We start from the raw sequence: 21775 nt of genomic DNA on the forward strand, positions 1-21775 counted from the left end.
CAGGTGGCTCAACAACCGCGTCGAGAATTCGCACCTGCCGTTTCGACGAAGCGAAAGCGCCATGCAGCGTTTCAGGCGCATGCGAAGTTTACAGAAATTTGCCGCCGTCCATTCTTCCGTCTACAACCACTTCACTAGGAAAGATCGCTAGCCAACCGAGACACATTCAAGCTGACGCGCACCGCCGCTCTTGCCGAGTGGCGCATGCTTGGTACTGCATAAAGGACAGCTTTACTGGCCTAGTTGATACTAGTTCGAATTTGTCTGACAGCACCCCTTGTCGTCCGTCTGTAACTGGATTGCATGACTTGAATTGCCCGCTGAGTACGCAAAAGCGAAGCATAGCTTTGCGACATTTTTCAAAAGGTTTGTTCGATATTCTAAGATTATTCCACTTACTGGAAAAAGTTGAATGCTAGTCGTTCAGCGTAACTGTGCCAATACATCTTCCGCGGCCCTTAACCCTTCTAGGTGTGCGCCACTGACCGAGCATTGTTGGTTGGGATGCGTTGCTTCACCGGCGAAATGCACCCACTCGGCATGAGGCCGGCGTAGGACAGCGCGTTGGTTGTGGCCTCCTGGTCTGGCTCCAGCGTAAGAACCACGCACATAAGGTTCATTCCGCCAGGCGGTCGCGTACCCCTTGATGAAGTCCTTTCTGATAGCCGTACCAAAGAAGCCAACCAGAGTCTCGAGCGCGTGCTCTATGGCACTTTCAGGTCCTGCGTTCTGCAAGTCTTTGGAAAAGCTTCCAGAGCTTTCAAAGCTGGTTAGACCGGTGTTTGAGATGTCGCAAAGAAAACCGCCTCCGCGGGACACGCCCGAGGCGTCGGGCTCTAAGCGATATGTCAACCAAGTATCGGATTGCACAGGCAACACATTGGGTTGGAAAAGTAGCCCCGCGTGATTGTAATCGCCCATTGTGACAAGCTCGAGCGCTGCCCGCCGGTCGGATCCGAGCGGGGGATCAAAGCGAATGATGTCTTCGGCTAGAACCCCAACGGAAGCTGTTACGACTACGGTGCGAGCTTTAATGTTGCCCTTCGCCGTCGTTATGTGCACGCCATCCGCGAAAGATTTTATTTCTGTGACTGGTGTGTCCAGTCTGATTGGCAGACCCCGTGCAGTGCATGCAATGAGATGTCCAAACCCTTCACGGCAAAACCAGTCGTCACCGCCTTCCCAGGCACTGATGTCTCGCAACGATGTGTCCGGCAAATCTCTGGCAAGTGACAACGCAAATGTCATCGCTGCTGTAAAGGACCAAGGTCCTTTGTTTTCCCAAATATCAGCTAGGGATCGATCTGTTGGAATTCCGGTGCTTGCCTCAATTTCTGCATCGATGCGCGCCGCCTCATTTATCGCGTCATGAATTTCATCGACTTCGTCCCAAAGAACAGCATCATCCTCTAAGCCATAAGTCATCGCGCTGTCCGGGGCCGCATAGAGATCAAGACCAAGTGCGAGACCCGGGGCTTTCAGAGCGTTTACATGTTCGGTGTGCATCCAGTGCGCACCCATGTCGAACGGAACACCAAAGATTTCCGTATCCGTGTGTGTACGCCCTCCAACGCGGTTGGATGCCTCGACGCAGACAACCGAGAGACCTGCCGATTTGAGGGCGCGAGTAGCCGAGATTCCCGCAGCTCCGGCGCCAACGACAACGACGTCAAAATCATGAGCACTCAATGATTTCGCTCCAACAAATAAAGTGACTTGAGAGACAATTTCCGGAGTGAGCTTCCGCTTCTTCGGTTTCTTGAGACCTTACAGGGTTCTGAATTGTCTAAGAATTTTGTCATTTGCGCAGAAGCGGTCATGCGTTGATGCTTGAGCTTAATTCGCAAACAAATTTTGGAATTGAAACGCCCTCATATCTAGCCAAATCGAGCGGATCTTCCGTGTCAAACTTGCTGCACCTTCGGTATATTTCCAGCATCTCGGCAGAAAGCTTGCCGTTCTTAAAAAAATACATCGCTGCGGCATACCTTGTGGCGCCAGAATCAGGCGTTCCGATCGTCGTTGTCAGGAACTGCCTTTGAGTTTCTGCTTCCGACGTTTTGAAAACACCTTTAGTCACGATTTCGTCTCAGCCAACAATTCATCATTCAACGAGGCAACTTCATCCTCTCCCGGCGTTACTTCAGAGTTATAGATGGGTAGTATTTTTCTCAAATGGTCGTGATGGGAGCGCACGCCGTACTCAAGATCAGAAAGATAGAAGCCCTCAAAAGCCTCTGAAGCCATGGCTTCGTTTGACCATATCGTAAGCTGAATATCTTCTTCCACTGTTTCTCGATCAATCCGAGCGGCAAGGTACCGCGCCGCTTTTTGTTGGCGGTCTTCGTTTGGGTTTCGGTATGTTGCGCTTCGAAGGATGGACTTTTCTGTCGTGACTGGAAATTCCTGATAAAACAGGGTTGTCTCAGGCGTGACTGCTATTACTGCATTCGGAAAAATGCCGTAGTAGAGCCAAGTTTTGTGCAAATGCTCAGGTAGGTGAGGCTGTGGCTTTGTGAATTTCTTGTAATTGCGAACAGCCCACCTTCGGCCCTTCGTCGGAGTGAATTTTCCATCGGAGCGTGAGATGCCATCGACATATGGTTCGTCTGCATAAGTCGAGCCATATAAGTCCTGAAGGGCAGGGTGCGCGAGAGGGACATGATATCCTTCGTTGTCGACATCTCTGATTGATTTCCAGTTTACCGGAGTTTCCTCCGTCCATATTCCGTCCGTCGGAACATGTTCGGCCATTTTGTAGGCAGAGATTTCCTGTTCAATCGGGGCAAGAAGTTCCGCTACCGATGGCTGGGGGCCGGGTTTGAATCGGATAAAGACAAAGCCCTGCCAGATTTCCATTTCGATTTCTTTCAGGCCAAACTCGTGCTTGTCGAGATCGGGGAAGGACTCGGGGCGGGCGGCGCCACGCAGTGTTCCATCAAGATTGTAAACCCAGCCGTGAAATGGGCAGACCAGAGCGTTCGCACATTTTCCTTGTTCTTTGGACACGAGCCGAGAACCGCGATGACGACAAACGTTTAGAAACGCGCGGATGTCCGAATTGTTAGCTTTCAAAATCAGAGCGCGTTCGCCGCACATATCAAAACACAGGAAACTACCGGGTTCCGGAATATCCGAAATATGGCAGGCGATTTGCCAGTGAGTTTTGAAGAGTTCGCTCTTCTCTAGCTCAAGAAGAGCAGCGCTGTGGTAGCACCACCCGGGCAGCCCGCGCCGGTCCCAATTTGCGGGAATTTCGGTATTTCTGGCTTCGTCGCGCATCTGTGCAATCCGCTTAATTTTGACTTGGTCAGTCAGTGTTTCAACTGGGTAGGCGAGTTCAAGCATACAGTCTTGAATGTTCAACTTGACCAACCACCCTTCAAGTAACTGTAGGTTTCGCTCAGTTTGGGTTGTGCGTCAACATTTTCTGACTGAATGATCATTCAAAAAGAGATTCGAGATAAATCTCAAAGTCGTTTTGACATAGTCATTTTCACTGTATTTGCCTAAGTTTTGTACAGTTCTAACTGTTTGCGGGGATTTGATCAAAATTTTCTCGGCTGCGCTTGACAGTGAAGATTTCATCAGACTACCGTTCTGAATGACCAGTCAGATAAAAGTATGACGGCTGGAGGAGGATGGGGTGCATAATGATCGCGCCCGCGACGTAGGGCGCGATCATTCGAAATAGTGTCTAGCAGACAAGGCAAGCGAAATTGCTGCAGCCACCACTCAGGGAGAGGAAGCGAAATCATGAGCTCAATCAGGAAAGTTGCCGGGATTACAGTTTTAGCAGTGACGGCTACTGCAATTTCGGGATCGGCATTCGCGCAAGAGCGTGTGCTGAAGGTTACGAATTGGGGAGAGTACATCGCTGAAGACACAATTTCGAACTTCGAAAAAGAATACGGCATCAAGGTCATTTATGATCCGTATGACTCTGCCGAAGCAATCGATGCTAAGTTGTTGGCAGGAAACAGCGGGTATGACGTTGTCAGCCATGCCGGCAGTGATACAGCTCGGCTGATTAAGGCGGGTATCGTCGCTCCGCTTGATATGTCGAAGCTCGATAACATTAAGCACATTGATCCGGCCATTTTGGAACAGCTGGCCAGCGAGTGGGATCCAGGCAACCAGCACTTCATTCCGTATATGTGGGGAACGCACGGGGTCACATACAACGAAGAATTGGTGAAAGAGACTTATCCTGACGCCCCTATCGGATCGATGGATATGGTGTTCGACCCTGTGCACATGAAAGAGCTGTCCAAGTGTGGCGTTTCCTTCTTGGATTCCCCGGGCGACATCATTCCAATGGCTTTGGCGCATATGGGTTTGGATGCGAACTCCACAAACAAGGAAGACTACGAGAAAGTTGGCGAGATGCTGGCGGAAATTAGGCCGTACATCAAAACCTTCGATAACTATGCGTATCAGCGGATGCCTCAGAAAGAGTTCTGTGTCTCAACCACTTGGGGCCCGGATGGTCTTCTTGCGATGTCCGGTGCAGCTGAAGCCGATACTGGAGTTGTGCTAGACTTCTTTTTGCCTGAAGGTGATCGCACAGCACAGCTGTGGATTGATGGATGGCTGATCCCGCAAGACGCTGCCAACAAGGAAGACGCACATCTTTTCCTCAACTACATGATGCGACCCGAGGTTGGAGCCAATGATAGTAACTTCACTTGGTATGCGACTGCTAACTTGACGGCCAAACCAATGGTTGATGAAGCTGTCACGTCCAGCCCGGCCGCTTTCCCGACATCGGATCAGGTTGCCAAGATGTATACGACTGCCGTTCTTCCTCCCAAGGTCGAGCGTTTGCAGACGCGCACCTGGACTGACTTCAAGGCTGGAAATTGATCCACTCACACTGGCAAGTGCAGTAGCGGTTCTCACCGGATCGCTACTGCACCCTCCAATCCATACTGGCAGACTGCGAGGCCCAAATTGACTGTTTCCACAACTGTCAGTGCAGCACCTTGGCTTGAGCAAAAAGAGCAGCAACCCTTGGTTCAAATCAGAGGTGTGACCAAGAAATACGGCGAAGTGACTGCCGTTGATAACGTCGATCTTGATATCTACAAGGGAGAGTTGTTCTGCCTTCTGGGAGGATCGGGATGCGGAAAGTCTACACTGCTTCGAATGCTCGCTGGGTTTGAGGATTTGAACGCGGGCTCAATTACGATCGACGGTGTTGATATGGCCGATGTGCCCGCCTACGAACGTCCGACTAATATGATGTTCCAAAGCTATGCGTTGTTCCCGCATATGACGGTCGAAAAAAATGTGGCATTCGGGTTGGAGCAGGACCATGTCCCCAAGTTCGACATAGCTGACAGGGTTCACGACATCCTTAAGCTCGTTGAGCTGGAAGATTTCAAAAAGAGAAAACCCAAGCAATTGTCTGGCGGACAACGTCAGCGGGTCGCGTTGGCGCGGGCCTTAGTCAAACGCCCCAAGCTGCTGCTCTTGGATGAACCGTTGGCTGCGCTTGACAAAAAACTGCGTAAACAAACGCAGTTTGAGCTCGCAAACATTCAGGACAAGGTCGGTGTCACGTTCATCGTTGTGACCCACGATCAGGAAGAAGCAATGACCTTGTCCTCGAGAATGGCTGTCATGGACGCGGGTCGTTTCAAGCAGATTGGCACGCCAACAGAGATCTATGAGTTCCCTGAATCCCGCTTTGTCGCCGATTTTATCGGATCAGCAAATATTTTTGAGGGCAGGGTAACCGAGGACGGGGCGGATCATGTTCGGGTCGAAACCGCGTTCTGCGAAGTCTTTATCGATCACGGTCATTCAGTGAAGGTTGGCAGCAAAATCTGGGTCGCATTGAGGCCCGAGAAAATTCGACTTGAGAAGTCGGATGTGGCCCCTGAAGGCTCTAATCAGACATCGGCGGTCATCGACGACGTTGGCTATTTGGGAGAGACATCTATCTACAAGGTAAGGCTTCCCAATGACGAAGTCTTCGACGTCACCATGCCCAATCAATCTCGTCCGACGCATGCCACACAGCGAATAACTTGGGAAGACAAGGTGAATATTAGCTGGGATCCGTCTAGCGCCATGTTGCTCCACTCATGACCGATTTCACGGAGGATATCTCCGAACCGCTTGCGGTTGAACGACAGCCCATGCTCCGTTTGGTGATGCGGCGCATACAAAATAGGTGGCGTCAGATCGTTACCGTTGTGCCGTTCCTCTGGCTGCTCGTTTTCTTTCTAGCGCCGTTCTTTATTGTCGCCAAAATAAGCTTGGCCGAACTGGCGATTGCAAGCCCTCCATTCACTAGTTTGATTGAGTGGACGGGCGACGGGATCATGACGATCCGTCTGGTGTTCGACAATTTTATCTACATCTGGGAAGACAGCCTATACTTTGATACTTACGTCAATTCTCTCAAAATTTCAGTGACCTCCACGTTCTTGTGTCTCTTATTTGGTTACCCCATCGCCTACGCAATTGTACGATCGGGACCAGTCGCGAAGCCGCTATTGTTGTTTGCTATTATTCTTCCGTTTTGGACGTCCTTCTTATTGCGTGTCTACTCATGGATGGGCCTGCTTGCGGATCAAGGCACGATCAACAATCTTCTGATAGCGCTGGGTATAATCGACGAGCCAATCCGCATGCTGTACACGGAATTCGCCGTCTATATCGGGATCGTCTATACCTATATGCCATTCATGATCCTGCCGCTCTACGCGAATATGGAGAAGTTGGACAACAGTCTGAACGAAGCGGCTGCCGATCTTGGGTCCCGGCCAACGAACACGTTTTTCAAAATTACTTTGCCGCTGACGATGCCCGGTATTGTCGCTGGTTCACTGTTGGTCTTCATCCCTGCGACCGGGGAGTACGTTATCCCCGATCTGTTGGGGGGCGGAAACGTGCAAATGATTGGTCGCGTTCTCTACAACGAATTTTCTAGAAACAGTGACTGGCCTGTCGCTGCCGCTGTGGCGATTGTTCTGCTGTTCATTCTGGTGCTCCCCATCATGGTTTTTCAGCACTACCAAGGCAAAGCATCGGAGGAGCAATAAATGTACGGTAAACGCTCCCGCTTTTTAACCATTATGCTGACCTTGGGATTGGCATTCTTTTACATCCCGATGATCCTGTTGGTCATTTACTCATTCAACTACTCCAAACTCGTTCCTGTTTGGGGAGGATGGTCCTTGCGTTGGTACAAAGAGCTCTTCCAATCTGCCGAAGTCTGGAGTGCTGTTTCACTCAGTCTTCAGATTGCTGTTGTGAACGCGACTTTTGCGACAGCGCTCGGCACATTGGCAGGACTGGCTATGGTGCGCTTTGGGCGGTTCAAGGGGCGGACGTTGTTCGGTGGAATGTTGGTCGCTCCTTTGGTGATGCCCGAAGTGATAACCGGATTGTCCTTGTTGGTTTTCTTTATTTCCCTGAACCAACTGATCGGATGGCCGGCAGAACGTGGTTTTGCGACGATTACGATCGCGCATATTACCTTTTCAATGGCTTACGTGGCGGTGACAATTCAGGCGCGTTTGACTGGCGTTGGGCAAACTTTGGAAGAAGCGGCTGCCGATCTTGGAGCAAAACCGTTCAAAGTTCTGACAGCCATCACGATCCCACAGCTGACACCAGCCCTTATTTCCGGCTGGCTATTGGCGTTTACTCTGTCTCTCGATGACCTGGTCATAGCAAGTTTTGTTACTGGACCAGGCGCAAATACCTTGCCAATTTTGATCTTTTCGCGCATTCGACTAGGCCTCAGGCCGGATATTAACGCGCTGGCGACCATCATGATCCTTGTGATCGCCATTTGTGTCGCTATCGCAGCTATTGTTATGTTCCGGCAACAAAGGGCGGATTTGCTGGACAGGCAAATGGCTGAACGAGAGGAGAGTTAAATTGGAGACGCATGAGCTTCAGAAAAAACGACGCACCGAACCTCCTGAAGTTCGTCGCTTGCAGTTGATAATGGCGGCCATCGACTCGATCTCAAAGCGTGGATTTTCTGACACGACGCTTAAACATGTGACCGAAACTGCCAATCTGTCCCATGGCGTTGTGAACTATCACTTCGACAGCAAGGAAGCACTGTATGACGCTGCGCTGGGTTTCCTTGCACAAGAACACTATGAGAATTGGCTAAAATCTTACGACGCCGCGAAACCTACAGCCGCACATAGGCTGGCTGCCATCATTCGAGCGGATTTTGACAAAAGCATCTGCACCCACAAGCGCTTGGCTGTCTGGTTTGCTTTCTGGGGTCAAGCGAAGTATCGTCCCAATTATCTGAAAATACATAATAAATATGACAACGAAAGATACGATCGAATTCTGCAACTGTGTGGTGAATTGATCGCCGATGGTGGTTACGACGATCTCGATCCGGAAAAAACAGCCCGGGCTGTAGAGGCGATGTCTGATGGGGCCTGGCTCAGCTTGATGTTGTATCCCAAAGTGGCCGATCGCCGGGAATTCAGGGATGTTTGCATGCTTTCGCTGTCGCGGTTTTTTCCAAAACACTTTCCGGTTTGAAATACAGCACCGAACAATAATGCATCAGCACTTTATCTTGCGCATGTCGGGGTCATAAAGCGGCTTTAACGAGGCGGTAGCATCGTATTTCTCGTCGGCAATTTCGATCTGCCACTGCCCCGTTGCGACTACGTCTGCAGTCAACGGTTCGCAGATCTCTGCAAAACCAATACCGACAGCAGCTCCGAGAGCGTGCCCATATCCGCCAACCTGAATATATCCGACTTCCTTGCCGTTTAGATAAATCATCTCGTTGCCGTACATGAGAGGCTCTGGGTCTTTGAGCAGGAACTGCAACATTCGGTTTTTGGGCGTGCCTTTTGCTTTGATCGCGGCTAGCGCTTCCCTGCCGATGAAGCCACCTGGTTTGTCCAATTTAACGGCAAACCCAAGACCGGCTTCAATCGGGTTGTCTGTGTTGTCCACATCAATTCCGAAATCACGATAGGCTTTCTCCAGCCGCAGGGAGTTAAGGGTCTGCATTCCAGCATTGCGAACGCCCAAATCACGACCTGCATCCATAATCAGATCATAGGTCTGTACGGCCTGGGTGGCCGGTACGTGAAGTTCCCAGCCGAGTTCGCCAACAAAAGTTACGCGATAGGCCATAACTACGGCATACCCGATGTCGATTTCACGCGCCGTCATGAAGGGAAAACCTTCGTCCGACAAATCAGCACCGGATATTCTGCTCAATAGTTCACGCGACTTTGGGCCGTGAACGTTGATTTGGCAGCGCCCTGCGGTGATGTCAGTGATAACTACGTTCTCATCGTCCAGAATGTGCCGTCGCATGCGCATTTCTGTATGACCCGCCGAGTTTTCACCCACGATGACCCAGAATTTCTGATCGGATAGTCGGGTAACTGTGAGATCAGCCTCAAACCCACCTCGTTCGTTTACCCAGGCTGTGTAGACGACACGACCGGGTTCAACATCGACGTCATTGCAGGAAAGGCGAGACAGGAGGGCGCAGGCATCCGGTCCTTCGACGCTGAAACACGCCATTGATGTCATGTCCATTAAGATGACATCCTCGCGTGCTGCCCGGTGTTCTTCAGCGTGCCATTCAAACCAATTTTGGCGATACCAACTGTATTTCTCGACCTTGGCCTCTTCGGGCGTCGGAGCAAACCAATCAGCTTGTTCCCATCCATTTCCTTCGCCGAAAAAGGCTCCGGCCTGTTTGAGGCGGTCGTACAGCACTGAACGCTTCACGTTCCTTGCTGTTTTGTAGTTTTCGTTGTGGTAGTGCTGGCCGAAGAGCTTTCCCAGCAATTCAGGTGTCCTGTCGCGTCGAAAGGCCGGTGTCGCCATTTCACGGGAGAAACGATTGACGTTGATACCGGTGACATCGATTGGCGGCAAACCGTCCACCATCCAATGGGCTAGCACCATTCCTATGCCTGCACCGTTCAGGATGCCAAGTGAGTTCATCCCACATGCAACCCAAAGATTGCGCAGTTCGGGCGTTGGGCCAACAAGCGGCGCTAGATCAGGTGTAAAGCTTTCTGGCCCGCAGAAGAGCTTTTTGATGCCGTAGTTCATGGTGTCTGGCACGCGCGAATAGGCTTTCTCCAGGTCGGGCCCAACACGTTCCCAGTCCGGCTCGATCTCTCCAAATTGCCATTCATCCGGGATGCCATCGAGCTTCCAAGCCGCAGCGCCGGGTTCAAAAAGCCCCAACATCATCCCCCCGATTTCTTCACGGTAATATGTGTAAGTTGAAGGGTCTTCCAGAACCGGCAGATCGCGAGGTAGGCCCGGGATGCTTTCCGTTATCAGGTAGTAATGTTCAGCTGCCTGGAGGGGTAGATTTACACCGTGTTTTGCACTCAGTTGGCGAGACCACATGCCACCACAAATCACAACGTTTTCCGTTGCTATGGTGTGACCACTTGCGGTGCGGACCCCTGTCGCGGTGCCGTTACTGGCCAAAATCTCTTCAACCCGCACACCTTCGAAGAATCGTGCGCCTCTGTTTTTGGCTCCCTTGGTCAGAGACATTGTCACGTCCACCGGGTTGGCCCGACCGTCCTCCGGAATGAGGAATGCTCCAACGACGTCTGATAGGTCCCCTATAGGGAACATATCTTGCGCTTCCTTTACTGAGACTTCGTGGTTGTTTATCCCAAAACGCCGCATGAAGGCGGCGACGCGGCGCATCTCATGCAGGCGTTCTTTATTGGTTGCAATCTGCAGATATCCAACGTCGCGGAAACCTGTGGATATACCGGTTTCCTTCTCTAGGTTCGAATAAAGGTCTCGACCATGCGTGTAGATAGCGCACTCAGCTTCGGATTTGAGAAGGCCGGCTACGATCAGGCCGGCGGCATGCCAAGTGGTCCCTGATGTCAGTTGTCCCTGTTCCAGAACTGCAACATCGGTATGGCCGAGCTTAGTCAGGTGGTAGGCCGTGTTCGCGCCAATAGATCCCCCTCCAATAATCACGGTTTGGACATGCGCTGGTAGGGTGTTAGCCATTGCGAGAAAATCCTTTCTTGGCGTTCTTTTCCCCGAATATCAGTCAATACGATTAATGTCTACTGACTGAATGATCATTCAAAAAAAGTGATATCGCCGACCTTCGTTTTCGCAATAAAGCTTGTCTGAACTGGGAGAAAAGGCTTCACTACAGTGATTGACTGACAATCAGATGCGGGGAAATCCTATGTCAGAAGAAATCCTATATGACCGAGAGGCGATCAGCTTTCTGGAGGAGCTTTGGGGGGAGGGGTTTCTTTCACCGGGAGGCCACGAAGAAGTTGCTCGTGTTGTTGAAGGGATTGATCTGAAAGATAAGCAAATCCTTGATATAGGTTGTGGTTCTGGGGCTATAGCAGTATTGATGGCAAAAAGGTTCGGCGCCGCTAAAGTTACGGGAATTGATGTAGAGGCTCCAGTCTGCACGGCTGCTAAAGAGCGAGTTAGGCAGGCGAATCTGGAAGGAAAGGTCGAAATCCTGGAGGTCACCCCGGGTCCAATGCCATTCGAAGACAGTACTTTTGACGTCGTGTTTTCGAAGGACTCGATCATCCATATCCCCGACAAAGTAACGATGGCCGCGGAAGCGTATCGCGTGCTTAAACCGGGTGGTCATTTCGCGGCTTCTGACTGGTTGACCAATCACGACGGGGAAATGTCACCCGAGATGGCGCACTACGTAAAGATGGAAGCCTTGGAGTTTCAGATGGCGTCGCCCTCTAAGTACCGCGCTGCCATGGAGTTGGCGGGCTTTGAAGACGTAGAGTTGGTCAATCGCAACCCTTGGTATGCTCAGGTATCCGCTGCGGAACTTGAGGAATTGACCGGACCAAACCGCGCCGACTGGGAAGCCCGGCATGGAGCGGAGTTTATCGAGCACCAGATCGAGATCTGGGACGCTATGCAGCCCGTGCTAAAAACCGGAGAGCATTGCCCACATCACATCCGTGGTCGGAAACCAGCCTGATCTAACTGGCTCCTTGTCTTAGCGCGTTGACTGTTATGCGTCGTAGTCCTTGCTGACCTGCGCCATACCAGCCTCCATGATGTCGAACATTTCGTCTATCTGCGAGGGAGATATGATCAAAGGGGGCGAGAACACGGCCATGTTTCCAAACGGGCGCAAGAGCAATCCCATCTCCTCGCACGCATCGTCCAATTTCTGCCCAAACTTCACATGCGCTTCGTAACTCTCGACGTTCAGTCCGGGGCGACATTCTATGCTCCCGAGGAGCCCGTCACCGCGCACATCCCCAACTATTGGAAACTTTTCTTTAATTTGATGTAGGCGGTCTTTAAAATGCGGTGTAACGCGTTGAACGTGTCTCAGAATGTCCTCGCGCTCCATGATTTCGATGTTTTTGATTGCCGCCGCGCAGCTCACAGGGTGCCCGGAGTATGTGTAGCCGTTGTAGAAAACATCGTCGCCCGGTGCTTCGGCAATTCGTTTAATTACTGCGTCCGAGATTATGCAGGCGCCAAGTGGCAGATAGCCTGAGGTTAGGCCTTTTGCGCATGTAATGATGTCAGGGACGATGCCAAAGACGTCTTCTGAGGCGAACCAATGTCCCAATCTGCCAAAGCCAGTTACGACTTCATCCGAAATGTACAGAATGTCGTTTGCCCGGCAAATTTCGAGCGTGCGCTTGTGATAACCCGGAGGTGGAACGATCACACCACCGGAACACAGGATCGGTTCCGCGATAAAGGCGGCAATACGGTTGGCGCCTATGTCGGCAATAAGGTTCTCAAGGTCAGCAACTTTGGCGTCGCACCAGGCGTCAACACTCATCCCTTCTGGCCGGTGGTAAGGATTCACGTCGGGAAGGAAGCGCACCAGATCCTGAGCTTTTTCAAAGCTTGTTTCGAAACGCTCTTTCCCAGTGACAGTAGCGGCTAGAAAAGTGGATCCGTGGTAGCCTTTTTCCCGGCCGATCACGATTCTCTTTTCCGGTCGGCCAAGCCGTTTGTTCATGAAAAGCGCGGTCCGCAGGGCGGTATCAACGGCCGTGGACCCACCGGTTGTAAAGTGCACTGTGTTGAGATCACCTGGCGTGCGTTCTGCGATCATTCGTGCCAAAACGGCTGCGGGCTCAGTCGTAAACGACCAGGGCGATGCGTAAGGCATCTTCATAACCTGTTGGGAAATGGTATCGGCCATCTCCTGACGCCCGTATCCGATCTGTGTGCACCACATACCGCCGGGGCCATCGATATAGCGCTTTCCGGCAGCATCCCAAAGGTAGATACCATCCGCTGTATTCACCCGCATGTACTCGTCGGACCCAAAGCCCTCGGTTCCGGCCCAAGGATGTAGGTGATGGTCGCGATCCCAAGCGACCAGATCGCCGTCGGCTGGTGTATTCCATAGAGTATTCACGTCTGCTTCTCCTTTAGGTGCGGGCCGGTGGCGTGGCACGTGCGCGGGGCGGTGCGAAAAAGGCTTTGGTGACAGGTGTAAGGCGCGCCATCCTTGTGTCCCATTTGCCTTCTTGCAGAGTGTAAATTTCCGCCTTTAAGCCGGATGACCGTCCTGCATCCGGCATACGGACATGTGCCAACGCGATGTTGCGTTTGGCGGTCGGCGACCATATTCCGGATGTTATGTGCCCAACTTCTTTTTTGCGTCGATTGTAGATCAATGACCCTTCTGAGGGTTTGAATCCTTCGACATCGAAACGCATGAGGAGGCTTCTTGGACTCTCTCGTTTGGAAAGCAACTCTCGCCGGCCATTGAAATGACCTTTGTTGAAGTCGACTAGCCGGCCCAGACCGAGTTCGAAGGGTGTTTGTCCCCGATGCAATCGCTCGGTCGCATGAACTGGCTGAAAATCCACACCTGCGGTCAGAAACCCCGCTTCGATACGGGCCAAATTTACAGCTTCGTACCCGATCGCGCGCAGTCCTTGATGTGCGCCACCTTTCCAAACGCTGTCCCAAAGTTCTTCCGCCTTGTCCCAGTCGCACCAGAGCTCATAGCCTAAATCACCGGTAAAACCCGTCCGCGAAATCATGAGATCATGGTCAACTTTAGCAAGATCGAATGGCTTCAACTTGCTGACATCTAACCCGACGGCCTCCAAAACTGCATACGAGGTCGGACCTTGCAGCGAAAGTCCAGCAAAACTGTGAGTTTCGTCGACGACTGAAACGTCAAAACCCCATGCAGCATCGAGTAGCCATGTCAGCATTTGTTCCTGACAGCAAAGACGCCAATCGTTGTCGGCAAGGTGGAAAAGAGTCCCGTCATCGATGACCATACCCTCTTCATCACACCAGATTGCGTACCCCACGCGACCAACGCCGATTTTTCGGATGTCCCGTGTCACTAGGCGATTGAGCATCGTTGTCGTATCCGGCCCGGTCAATCGGTACTTGTGCATTGGTGAGATGTCGAACAAGGAGGCCTGATTGCGCAGCGCGAAGTACTCGAACTCGACACTGTCCAGCACACCCGGGGCGGCATAGCCCGCCCAATCGTACCAATTTTGCGCGCGATTTTGCTCTTCGAGTTTTTTGTGAAACGGGCCGGGAATCAAACCTAGTTTAGGATCGGTGAAGATGCTCATGGCCGAGCCTCCAGCGCTGCCAGAGCCGCATTGCGACCAGCGAGCCCCATGACATCACCGCCGGGGTGCGTTGCCGCACCACATTGGAACAGCCCCTTCGGCCCCATGGAATATCTGGCCATCCCGTTCGCGGGCCGAAGTGTCAGCAGTTGGTCTAATGACATTTCCGCATGGTGCCAGTGCCCCCCTGGTGCGCCGGTCGCGCCTTCGATTTGATCCGGAGTTATGACCTGTTTGCCTGAGATTTGATCGCTCAAGCCGGGCAGGGCATGGCTAAGAGTTTCAACTGTGATTTGCGCAAGCTGTTCCTTGGCAGTCTGAGTCCAACCGCCTTCAATGTCAGATGACGCATATTGCACTATGGTTGACAGCCAGTTTGCCCCATCGGCTGTCTGCATTTTAAAGGCTTCAATCACCGGTGCTTTAGACATTTGACGGTACTTAGCTGGATTGAACGCAGCTTCGACGTACTCCACAGAAGGGGCATAGATCAGTCGTTCGTGGGCTAGTTCGCTAGGCAGGCCGGGCAGGGCGGCGTCGTCTTTTAACCGTAGGTTGACCTTAGCCGCTGTTCCAAGAGCTCGAATACTTCGAACTCGCCGCATTGTTTCGATGTCAAAAGCAGAGGGTCCGGTCATTCGGCTTGTTAGTCTTGGAGCAAGGTTGCTGAGCACAATGGGTGCGGTCAAAGTTCGTCCATCGTTAGTTGCCACTCCGGAGACTGTGTCGTCGTGCAACATAATGCGAGACACCTTAGTTTCCGGCATCAGCACGCACCCCGCTTTTTGTGCTGCTTCAACCATCAAATCGGTCAGCGCGGACATCCCACCTGCTGGTTGTGTGATGTTACCTCCGTGACCCAGCCGATAGATCAGATTGAACACCGTGCCCGGAGATCTTGGACCGGTGGCTGACCCCCAGATTGCATCAGCAGCAAGCATTCCAGCCACCGGTCCTTCCGATAGGTCATCTAAAACAATGTCGTAGACATTAGATAAGACGACCTGCAGGAAACGCCGCATTTCAGATTTGCCCAGCTTTTTCAGGCCTCTGCCCAGTTTTGCCAGACGCAAAAACTCGTTGAGCCCACCCCGCGAAAGGATGGCTTTTTGACCGCCGGGTGGTGAGGCCTCGGCGAGTTGGCGCAAAAGGCCCCCATACGTAATCAACTGCTTTGTCAGATCGGACCAGGCGTCGGATTCCGGGTGTTTTGCCCCCTCGCTCCAAAAGACGCCTTCGCTATTGAAGACGATATGCCGCCCATCCTCAGACAAAGAAACCGTGGAGACGGGCTTGCCGGACAGGACAGGGTGTTGAGGATCTATGCCGATGTCACTCAAGGCCCGCGGACTCAGGTTATATAGAGAATGGGCCAGAGTCGGGCCGCCATCCACGGAATAAGACGCCATGCCGCCGAACCTGTTGGATTTCTCGATGATGCAGACATTCTTGCCGTGTCGACTAAGGAGTGTTCCGGCAACCAGACCGTTAACACCGCCGCCAATGACAATCGCATCAAATTGGCTCATGCGGCATACCCCTTCATTCGGCCATGCCGTGTTTCGTGCCTCAGGATTGCGCGGGCAGCGTTTGCACCAGGTGCTCCCATAACCCCTCCGCCCGGATGGGCGGACGAACCGCACAGATAAAGCCCTTTAACAGGTAGGCTGTACTGAGACCAACCCGGGACTGGCCGATTGAAGAAAAGCTGATCAAAAGTCAGTTCACCTTGGAAAATGTTGCCTTCTGTCAGACCGACCTCGCGTTCAATTTCCAATGGTGAACGCACTTCCATATGAACGATGCGCTCGCGAATGTCTGGGCACGCCACAGACATCTGGTCGAGTACAGTTTCTGCCATCGCACTGCGCTGCTTTTCGTCCCAATTCTCTGCTGATCTAACGCCGTCGACTTCCAAATCATAAGGAGCATATTGGACGAAAACCGTCATCATGTGGGCACCTGTCGGAGCCATAGTCGGATCAATCTGGCTGGGGATTAGCATGTCGATATAGGGCTTTTCAGACCAACGCCCGACTTTCCAATCATCATAAGCCTTTTCAAGTTCCAAGAGGCTCTGCGACACATGCAAGTCGCCCCTTAGGAAACTGGTGTGCTCGGGTGCAGCAGGGAAACTTGGAAAGCGATCAAGCGCGATGTTGAGTTTCGCCGAAGAGCCACGAATTTTGAAGTTCCGCACCGCCTTGGTGAAATCATCCGGCAACTCGGCCGCATCTAAATGGTGCAGAATTGTGCGTTTGATATCCATATTGGAGGCAACGACAGGGGCATAAATAACCTTGCCGTCCTCGAGAGTAACGCCTTCAACGCGTCCATCTTTGCTGAGGATTTTCTCAATGCCCGAACCTGTGTGGATGGTACCGCCGTGATCCTTGAAAGAGGCTGCAATGGCATTCGAAATTGCACCCATCCCCCCACGCGCGAAACCCCATGCTCCGATGCCGCCGTCAATGTCACCCATGTAGTGGTGCAGCAGCACATATGACGTGCCGGGTGAGTACACCCCAAGGCCGGTACCGATAATGCCGGAGCCAGCCAAATGGGCCTTGATCAGGTCGTTTTCGAAATGCTCATCCAGAAAGTCACCAATGGACATTGTCCAGAATTTCAGTGTTTCGCCGAGCTCCCGACTGCCCAGCCCGTGTGCTTTTTTTACGAGATAAGCCAGTTCGCCGAGATCACGTGGGTGGAGAGACGCAGGGTCCGGTGCATCTCGAAGCAGAAATGGACGGATAAATCGGCATTGCCGCATGATGGCTTGCGAGTAACCACGATAGGCGTCGGCATCTTTCGCAGAATGTCGCGCAATCTCGCGTTTAAGGGCGTTGTGATCGGAATAATAGGCGAAATAATCCCCATCGCGCGTAAAGCTCGCGCCACCTTCATACGGAATAACCTGAAGTCCGTATTTCGGTAACTCGAGGTCCCGGGCAATCTCGCGTCGCAGAAGAGAGCAAACGTACGAGCAATTCGAGTACGTCCAACCATCGTGCAGTGAGCGGCTGACTGCAGCGCCTCCAATCCAGTCGTTCTTTTCGACCACCAAAACACGCATGCCGGCACGTGCCAAGTAGGCGGCGGCAGTCAATCCGTTGTGACCAGCACCGGCCACAATAACGTCGTATCTGTTCTCAACCGTCAAATTTCTCCATCCCTTTCTCTCTCGTTTACAGATCAGGTTCGGGTTCGTAAAGTTTATTTGAGCGCTCAAATAATTTTCAAGCTATTGACGCATCTTTTTTGCGCGCTGTAGATGGCTGTATTCGTAGAAGGAGCGGCAATTGGTCGAAGCAGATCGTAAACGTCCCCGCAAAGAGCGGAAGGAGAACGCAGATCGTCGTCGCCGACAGCTGCTGGACGCGGCTTGCCGCTCTATATTGGCTCATGGGTTGGCAAAAACGACGCTCGCAACGGTCGCTTCTGAAGCTGAGCTTTCTCAGGGTGTTGCGGCGTTTTACTTCAAGTCAAAGCTTGGTCTTCTGACCGAAGCTTTGCGCGACCTTTACCAGCGCTACGAAGATCACTGGACAGCTTCTTTAGAGCGAGCAGGGGATAAGCCCGCCGAAAAGATAAGGGCCCTGATAAAAGCTGATTTCCACCCTGATGCATGTGGTCCGGAGGTCTTACCCCTTTGGTATGCGTTTTGGGGCGAGCTTCGCTTTCAACTGCAGTACGATGAAGTTGCCGAGCATTTCGAAACACGTCGGAGAGAGACCTTGCGTGTAATCTGGAACGAATTGCTGCCCGACGATGAGGTTACTTCACCAGATCAAATGGCTGAATGGATGGAGACATTGACGGATGGCTATTGGCAGCGATTGCATCTTGCTCCTCAAGGCCTGAGCCGAAAGCAGGCGGAACAGGCTGCCTGGGGTTGCCTTGTTCGCCTGGTCCCGGAATTACTTGGGGATACGGCTTAGTCAATTTCGACTGAAAGGCCCAACAACATGACGCGAGTGCGGATATCGCAGCAGCCTCGGCCATCTTGGGGTGTCATCTTAAATGAGGCGCGCTACCTTGCGCGGCTTGCTCTTCCGATAGTTATCTCTCTTGCTGCAGCTGCTTTGATTGGCGTCGTTGACACTGTGATGGTGGCCCCATTGGGTACAATTCCTCTGGCGGCGGTCTCGATCACAGCCTCGGTACTGATCATTTTCTACTCGGCGCTTTACGGCTTTGTGTCCGCAATTGGTGTGCGAATGGCTGAAGCCTTTGGGAAAACAAGTGAACGAGGGTTGGCTTCGGCAACAAGCGCTGGGCTTATCGTTTCACTGGTCGTTGGCGTCGTTGGCGCTGCTGTAATGATCTGCCTCAAGCCTGCCCTTTCTTTGATTGGGCAGCCTCCCGAAGTGGTCAGTCTGATTGGCGGCTACTGGATTGCGATGAGCCTCCTTTTGGTGCCCTTCACGGTTTTCTATGCTTTGAAAGCTCTCTTTGACGCAATGAATCGTCCGTGGATTGGGGTTGGCCTCGCGTTCCTTGCGGTCGGATTCAACATCCCTTCGAACTATGTTTTGATCCACGGAGTTGCTGGTTGGCCGGGTCTGGGACTCATCGGTGCCGGGATCGCAAGTCTGTTGTCTCAGATGGTGCCGTTAATTGTGGCATTCGTGATTTTGCGCGCGTGGAGAAAGAAGAAGGGTTTCCTAAAGGCCGCAGGTTTTGATTGGCCCGAGGTTAAGGCGCAGATCAAAGAAGGGTTCATTATTTCCGTTGGTTACCTAGGGGAGGGGGCAGCTTACGCAGTAGCTGGCCTTATGCTCGGTTGGTTCAGCGCAGCCGCGCTTGCCGCGCATCAAATCGTTTCTGCGGTCAGCGACGTCATTTACATGGTGCCATTGGGAGTTTCGATTGCAATTTCGATACGTGTAGCTCAGGCAGTTGGTGCCGATGAAAAAGAAAGGCTCAAGCCGATTGTGTTGGCGTCGCTGATGGTCGTCGTTGGTTGGATGGCTGTTGTCGTTACTGGTATTTTGATTGGCCGCGATCCTTTGGCCAATAGCCTTTCAGATGACCCAAAAGTCGTTTCTCTCGCGATATCGATGTTCCTTGTGATTGCAGCAATGCAGATTGCAGATGGTGTGCAGGGGACAATGCTGGGTGCTTTCCGAGGCATGATGGACAACCATTTCCCCGTTGCCATCACCTTGATTGCATATTGGGTCTTTGCATTGCCGCTTGGATATGCGCTGGGCTTTTGGCTTGGGTTCGGTCCCAACGGCGTTTGGATCGGGTACGGCTCAGGTCTCTCTTTGGCGGCTATCGCGTTGACCTATCGCTTCTTCTCCAAAAACCGCTAGTTGGCGCTGCTTGCGAGCTCACTAAAGACCCAACTTGTCCAAGAGTTTAAGGCGTAGGATTTCTGCTTCGACAAGAGTTTCTTTCGCGAACGAGAAGGGCAGTGGTTTGAGGGGGGTAACCGGAAATTCCAGCTCGTCCGCTTTGGTTCCTATCGCCCATTTGGCGAGGACGCGCCCCATTGCCGTGGCGATGGCAACGCCGCGCCCATTGTATCCCAGACCTGTCATAACCCCCGGAGTGAGTTCATGCAGGTGTGGATAGTGATCTCTTGTCAATGCAACAAAGCCGCCCCATTCGAATTCCCACTGAACTCCGGACAATTGGGGGAAAAGTTCGACAGAGATTCGCTTCAAACGTTCGATTTGTTTGAGAGTGGAGTTGTTGTTGTAGGTACCGCGACCTCCCATTAGAAAGCGACCTTCCGCGTCTTGCCTGAAGTACAGAAGCAGGCGTCGTGCGTCTGACAGAGCGTTGCCCTCTGGCAGAATTGTCCGACGGAGATTATCGGAAAGAGGCGACGAAGCAACCTGAACTGAACGAACGGGCAAAACTGACTGAGCCAACCGCGGATGTAGATCTCCGGAATAGGCGTTCGTGCAAATCAGTACCTTTTCTGAGATGACAGCTCCTTTGGGAGTTTCGACGCGAAAGCGGCCGGCTTCGGATTTAATCTGATTGGCAGGTGTTTCGCCGAAGATTTGCACGCCATTGCGGCGACCTGCTTCAGCCAGTCCAAGTGCATAATTCAGCGGGTGCAAAACACCACCGCGGCGATCCAGAACGCCACCAAGGTAAGCTTCGGTCCCTGTCAGACGCTGCATTTCGCTTTGATCAAGCTGTATCATGCCCCCGCCGTGGTTGCCCCAATCCTCGGCTAGCTTGTGTAATTCGCTGAGTGTTTTGTGAGTATGCGCAGCGCGCAGCCAGCCTGGACGTTTTGCGTCGCACTCAATGCCGTGCCGAGCGATTAAGTCGAACACAAGATCGGCGGCGTCACCGGCCATTCGGATCATTCTGGTTCCCCAGAGGTCACCAAATTTGGTTTTGATGCCTGTCGGTCCATCCTTGAGGCCCACATTGATCTGACCGCCATTGCGTCCAGAAGCTCCCCAGCCCGGATGCTGGGCATCGATAACAACAACTTTGACGCCTTGCTCGGCCAGACGAATTGCTGCCGAAAGTCCGGTGAACCCGGCGCCAATCACGGTCACGTCAGATTGCTGTTTGCCAACGAGCTGCGGGTATTCTGCAGAATAGCTTGCGGTTGCAGACCACAGGCTATTTGCGATGACTGGGTTTTCGTTACGGATCATCTAGTGGCCTCGCGCTTGCCTTGCGGGGGGAATTGCATAGGTTTGGCTGGTGACATCTTGCCGGACAGTATGTGAAGAATGCCAAGACTTTTGAACCAATTCGAATTGAAACCAACCGTCGAGCTCGACACGTTCGAGCAGGCTTGGAACGCGTTTGTCGAACATTTGGTCAAGACAGGTCTGGCCACAAAAGGGGCGCCTTTGTGTAAACGCATCCCCGCAAGTGGTTATGATACCGACGAGCAGCGAGATCATACGCTTATGGCTGTTATCGAATTCAAGGATCAATTGCAGGCCGACACGGCTTGGAACGCCATTGAAGATCGCATTGAGCCTCTGGGAGCTTTGCATCGCAGTGTTATTTCTATGGTGCATGACCCAGTTTTCACTTTTTGGTCGGAACTCTAGATCGATGATTGCGAACATCCGGGTTGCTTTCACACTATTTTCTCTTCATCATTGAATGATTATTCAATCAATGGCATATATCCTTTGGATGTCAAATGCGCACTCGCTGGAGAAGTTTGGCTGTGGGGGCAGGCAAGACCGATGAAG

The 21775-nt window shown here is 52.3% G+C and carries 18 protein-coding genes and 1 pseudogene; 10 read left to right on the forward strand and 9 right to left on the reverse strand.

The features are described 5' to 3' along the window. A pseudogene (locus tag GOW98_RS04415) lies at positions 1 to 222 on the forward strand (DDE-type integrase/transposase/recombinase); the annotation flags it as partial. 201 nt (positions 223 to 423) lie between these two features. Here GOW98_RS04415 and GOW98_RS04420 read toward each other — a convergent pair. The 3 genes from GOW98_RS04420 to GOW98_RS04430 form a co-directional block, all read right to left on the reverse strand. Beyond that, on the reverse strand, positions 424 to 1689 hold the full coding sequence (locus tag GOW98_RS04420) for a flavin monoamine oxidase family protein (RefSeq protein ID WP_254437898.1): 1266 nt from the start codon (positions 1687 to 1689) through the stop codon (positions 424 to 426). A 127-nt stretch (positions 1690 to 1816) separates the two neighbouring features. Further along, on the reverse strand, positions 1817 to 2080 hold the full coding sequence (locus tag GOW98_RS04425; RefSeq protein WP_170329869.1) for a hypothetical protein: 264 nt from the start codon (positions 2078 to 2080) through the stop codon (positions 1817 to 1819). After that, complete coding sequence (locus tag GOW98_RS04430) at positions 2077 to 3348, reverse strand: aromatic ring-hydroxylating oxygenase subunit alpha (protein ID WP_254437899.1); 1272 nt, start codon at positions 3346 to 3348, stop codon at positions 2077 to 2079. The genes GOW98_RS04425 and GOW98_RS04430 overlap by 4 nt, the downstream gene beginning before the upstream one ends. 408 nt (positions 3349 to 3756) lie before the next feature. Here GOW98_RS04430 and GOW98_RS04435 point away from each other — a divergent pair, with 408 nt between their 5' ends. From GOW98_RS04435 to GOW98_RS04455, 5 genes are all read left to right on the forward strand, one after another. After that, positions 3757 to 4866 carry an extracellular solute-binding protein gene (locus GOW98_RS04435; protein WP_170329870.1) on the forward strand — a complete coding sequence of 370 codons (1110 nt, stop codon included), beginning with the start codon at positions 3757 to 3759 and terminating at the stop codon, positions 4864 to 4866. 87 nt (positions 4867 to 4953) lie between these two features. Then, positions 4954 to 6096, forward strand: coding sequence for an ABC transporter ATP-binding protein (locus GOW98_RS04440; RefSeq protein ID WP_170329871.1), 1143 nt, complete (start codon positions 4954 to 4956; stop codon positions 6094 to 6096). Positions 6097 to 6146: 50 nt separating this feature from the next. After that, a complete protein-coding gene (locus GOW98_RS04445; protein ID WP_437436848.1) occupies positions 6147 to 7055 on the forward strand; it encodes an ABC transporter permease subunit in 909 nt (302 codons plus the stop codon). Then, positions 7056 to 7898 (forward strand): ABC transporter permease subunit, encoded by an 843-nt coding sequence (locus GOW98_RS04450; RefSeq protein WP_170329873.1) that lies wholly within the window; start codon positions 7056 to 7058, stop codon positions 7896 to 7898. A 1-nt stretch (position 7899) separates the two neighbouring features. Beyond that, complete coding sequence (locus tag GOW98_RS04455; protein ID WP_170329874.1) at positions 7900 to 8532, forward strand: TetR/AcrR family transcriptional regulator; 633 nt, start codon at positions 7900 to 7902, stop codon at positions 8530 to 8532. Between the two features lie 24 nt (positions 8533 to 8556). On the opposite strand, the gene GOW98_RS04460 is transcribed toward GOW98_RS04455, so the two are convergent. Further along, positions 8557 to 11016 carry a GcvT family protein gene (locus GOW98_RS04460; protein ID WP_170329875.1) on the reverse strand — a complete coding sequence of 820 codons (2460 nt, stop codon included), beginning with the start codon at positions 11014 to 11016 and terminating at the stop codon, positions 8557 to 8559. A gap of 187 nt (positions 11017 to 11203) precedes the next feature. Between GOW98_RS04460 and GOW98_RS04465 the strand changes: the two genes are divergently transcribed. Next, on the forward strand, positions 11204 to 11983 hold the full coding sequence (locus GOW98_RS04465) for a class I SAM-dependent methyltransferase (RefSeq protein WP_170329876.1): 780 nt from the start codon (positions 11204 to 11206) through the stop codon (positions 11981 to 11983). 33 nt (positions 11984 to 12016) lie between these two features. Here the strand turns inward: GOW98_RS04465 and GOW98_RS04470 are convergent, their stop codons facing one another. The 4 genes from GOW98_RS04470 to GOW98_RS04485 are packed head-to-tail and all read right to left on the reverse strand — an operon-like array spanning position 12017 to position 17748. Further along, on the reverse strand, positions 12017 to 13396 hold the full coding sequence (locus GOW98_RS04470) for an aminotransferase (RefSeq protein ID WP_170329877.1): 1380 nt from the start codon (positions 13394 to 13396) through the stop codon (positions 12017 to 12019). Positions 13397 to 13409: 13 nt separating this feature from the next. Then, on the reverse strand, positions 13410 to 14585 hold the full coding sequence (locus tag GOW98_RS04475; RefSeq protein ID WP_170329878.1) for an aminomethyltransferase family protein: 1176 nt from the start codon (positions 14583 to 14585) through the stop codon (positions 13410 to 13412). Continuing rightward, positions 14582 to 16114 (reverse strand): phytoene desaturase family protein, encoded by a 1533-nt coding sequence (locus GOW98_RS04480; protein WP_170329879.1) that lies wholly within the window; start codon positions 16112 to 16114, stop codon positions 14582 to 14584. The genes GOW98_RS04475 and GOW98_RS04480 overlap by 4 nt, the downstream gene beginning before the upstream one ends. After that, positions 16111 to 17748 carry a phytoene desaturase family protein gene (locus GOW98_RS04485; RefSeq protein WP_170329880.1) on the reverse strand — a complete coding sequence of 546 codons (1638 nt, stop codon included), beginning with the start codon at positions 17746 to 17748 and terminating at the stop codon, positions 16111 to 16113. The genes GOW98_RS04480 and GOW98_RS04485 overlap by 4 nt, the downstream gene beginning before the upstream one ends. 139 nt (positions 17749 to 17887) lie before the next feature. Between GOW98_RS04485 and GOW98_RS04490 the strand changes: the two genes are divergently transcribed. Next, a complete protein-coding gene (locus GOW98_RS04490) occupies positions 17888 to 18526 on the forward strand; it encodes a TetR family transcriptional regulator C-terminal domain-containing protein (RefSeq protein ID WP_170329881.1) in 639 nt (212 codons plus the stop codon). 27 nt (positions 18527 to 18553) lie between these two features. Further along, on the forward strand, positions 18554 to 19906 hold the full coding sequence (locus GOW98_RS04495; protein WP_170329882.1) for an MATE family efflux transporter: 1353 nt from the start codon (positions 18554 to 18556) through the stop codon (positions 19904 to 19906). 21 nt (positions 19907 to 19927) lie between these two features. Here GOW98_RS04495 and GOW98_RS04500 read toward each other — a convergent pair whose 3' ends face one another. Further along, positions 19928 to 21220, reverse strand: coding sequence for an NAD(P)/FAD-dependent oxidoreductase (locus GOW98_RS04500; protein WP_170329883.1), 1293 nt, complete (start codon positions 21218 to 21220; stop codon positions 19928 to 19930). A 105-nt stretch (positions 21221 to 21325) separates the two neighbouring features. Here GOW98_RS04500 and GOW98_RS04505 point away from each other — a divergent pair, with 105 nt between their 5' ends. Further along, positions 21326 to 21628, forward strand: a complete 303-nt coding sequence (locus GOW98_RS04505) for a hypothetical protein (protein ID WP_170329884.1) — start codon at positions 21326 to 21328, stop codon at positions 21626 to 21628. The last annotated feature ends 147 nt before the right edge of the window (positions 21629 to 21775 follow it).

It is taken from the genome of Ruegeria arenilitoris (assembly GCF_013032445.1).
Taxonomy (GTDB): domain Bacteria; phylum Pseudomonadota; class Alphaproteobacteria; order Rhodobacterales; family Rhodobacteraceae; genus Ruegeria; species Ruegeria arenilitoris_F.

Excerpts from the sequence above, each read along its gene's own strand:
- GOW98_RS04430 (WP_254437899.1), bottom strand. The coding sequence starts at position 3,348 with ATGCTTGAACTCGCCTACCCAGTTGAAACACTGACTGACCAAGTCAAA.
- GOW98_RS04435 (WP_170329870.1), top strand. The coding sequence starts at position 3,757 with ATGAGCTCAATCAGGAAAGTTGCCGGGATTACAGTTTTAGCAGTGACG.
- GOW98_RS04445 (WP_437436848.1), top strand. The coding sequence starts at position 6,147 with ATGCTCCGTTTGGTGATGCGGCGCATACAAAATAGGTGGCGTCAGATC.
- GOW98_RS04450 (WP_170329873.1), top strand. The coding sequence starts at position 7,056 with ATGTACGGTAAACGCTCCCGCTTTTTAACCATTATGCTGACCTTGGGA.
- GOW98_RS04460 (WP_170329875.1), bottom strand. The coding sequence starts at position 11,016 with ATGGCTAACACCCTACCAGCGCATGTCCAAACCGTGATTATTGGAGGG.
- GOW98_RS04465 (WP_170329876.1), top strand. The coding sequence starts at position 11,204 with ATGTCAGAAGAAATCCTATATGACCGAGAGGCGATCAGCTTTCTGGAG.
- GOW98_RS04475 (WP_170329878.1), bottom strand. The coding sequence starts at position 14,585 with ATGAGCATCTTCACCGATCCTAAACTAGGTTTGATTCCCGGCCCGTTT.
- GOW98_RS04480 (WP_170329879.1), bottom strand. The coding sequence starts at position 16,114 with ATGAGCCAATTTGATGCGATTGTCATTGGCGGCGGTGTTAACGGTCTG.
- GOW98_RS04495 (WP_170329882.1), top strand. The coding sequence starts at position 18,554 with ATGACGCGAGTGCGGATATCGCAGCAGCCTCGGCCATCTTGGGGTGTC.
- GOW98_RS04500 (WP_170329883.1), bottom strand. The coding sequence starts at position 21,220 with ATGATCCGTAACGAAAACCCAGTCATCGCAAATAGCCTGTGGTCTGCA.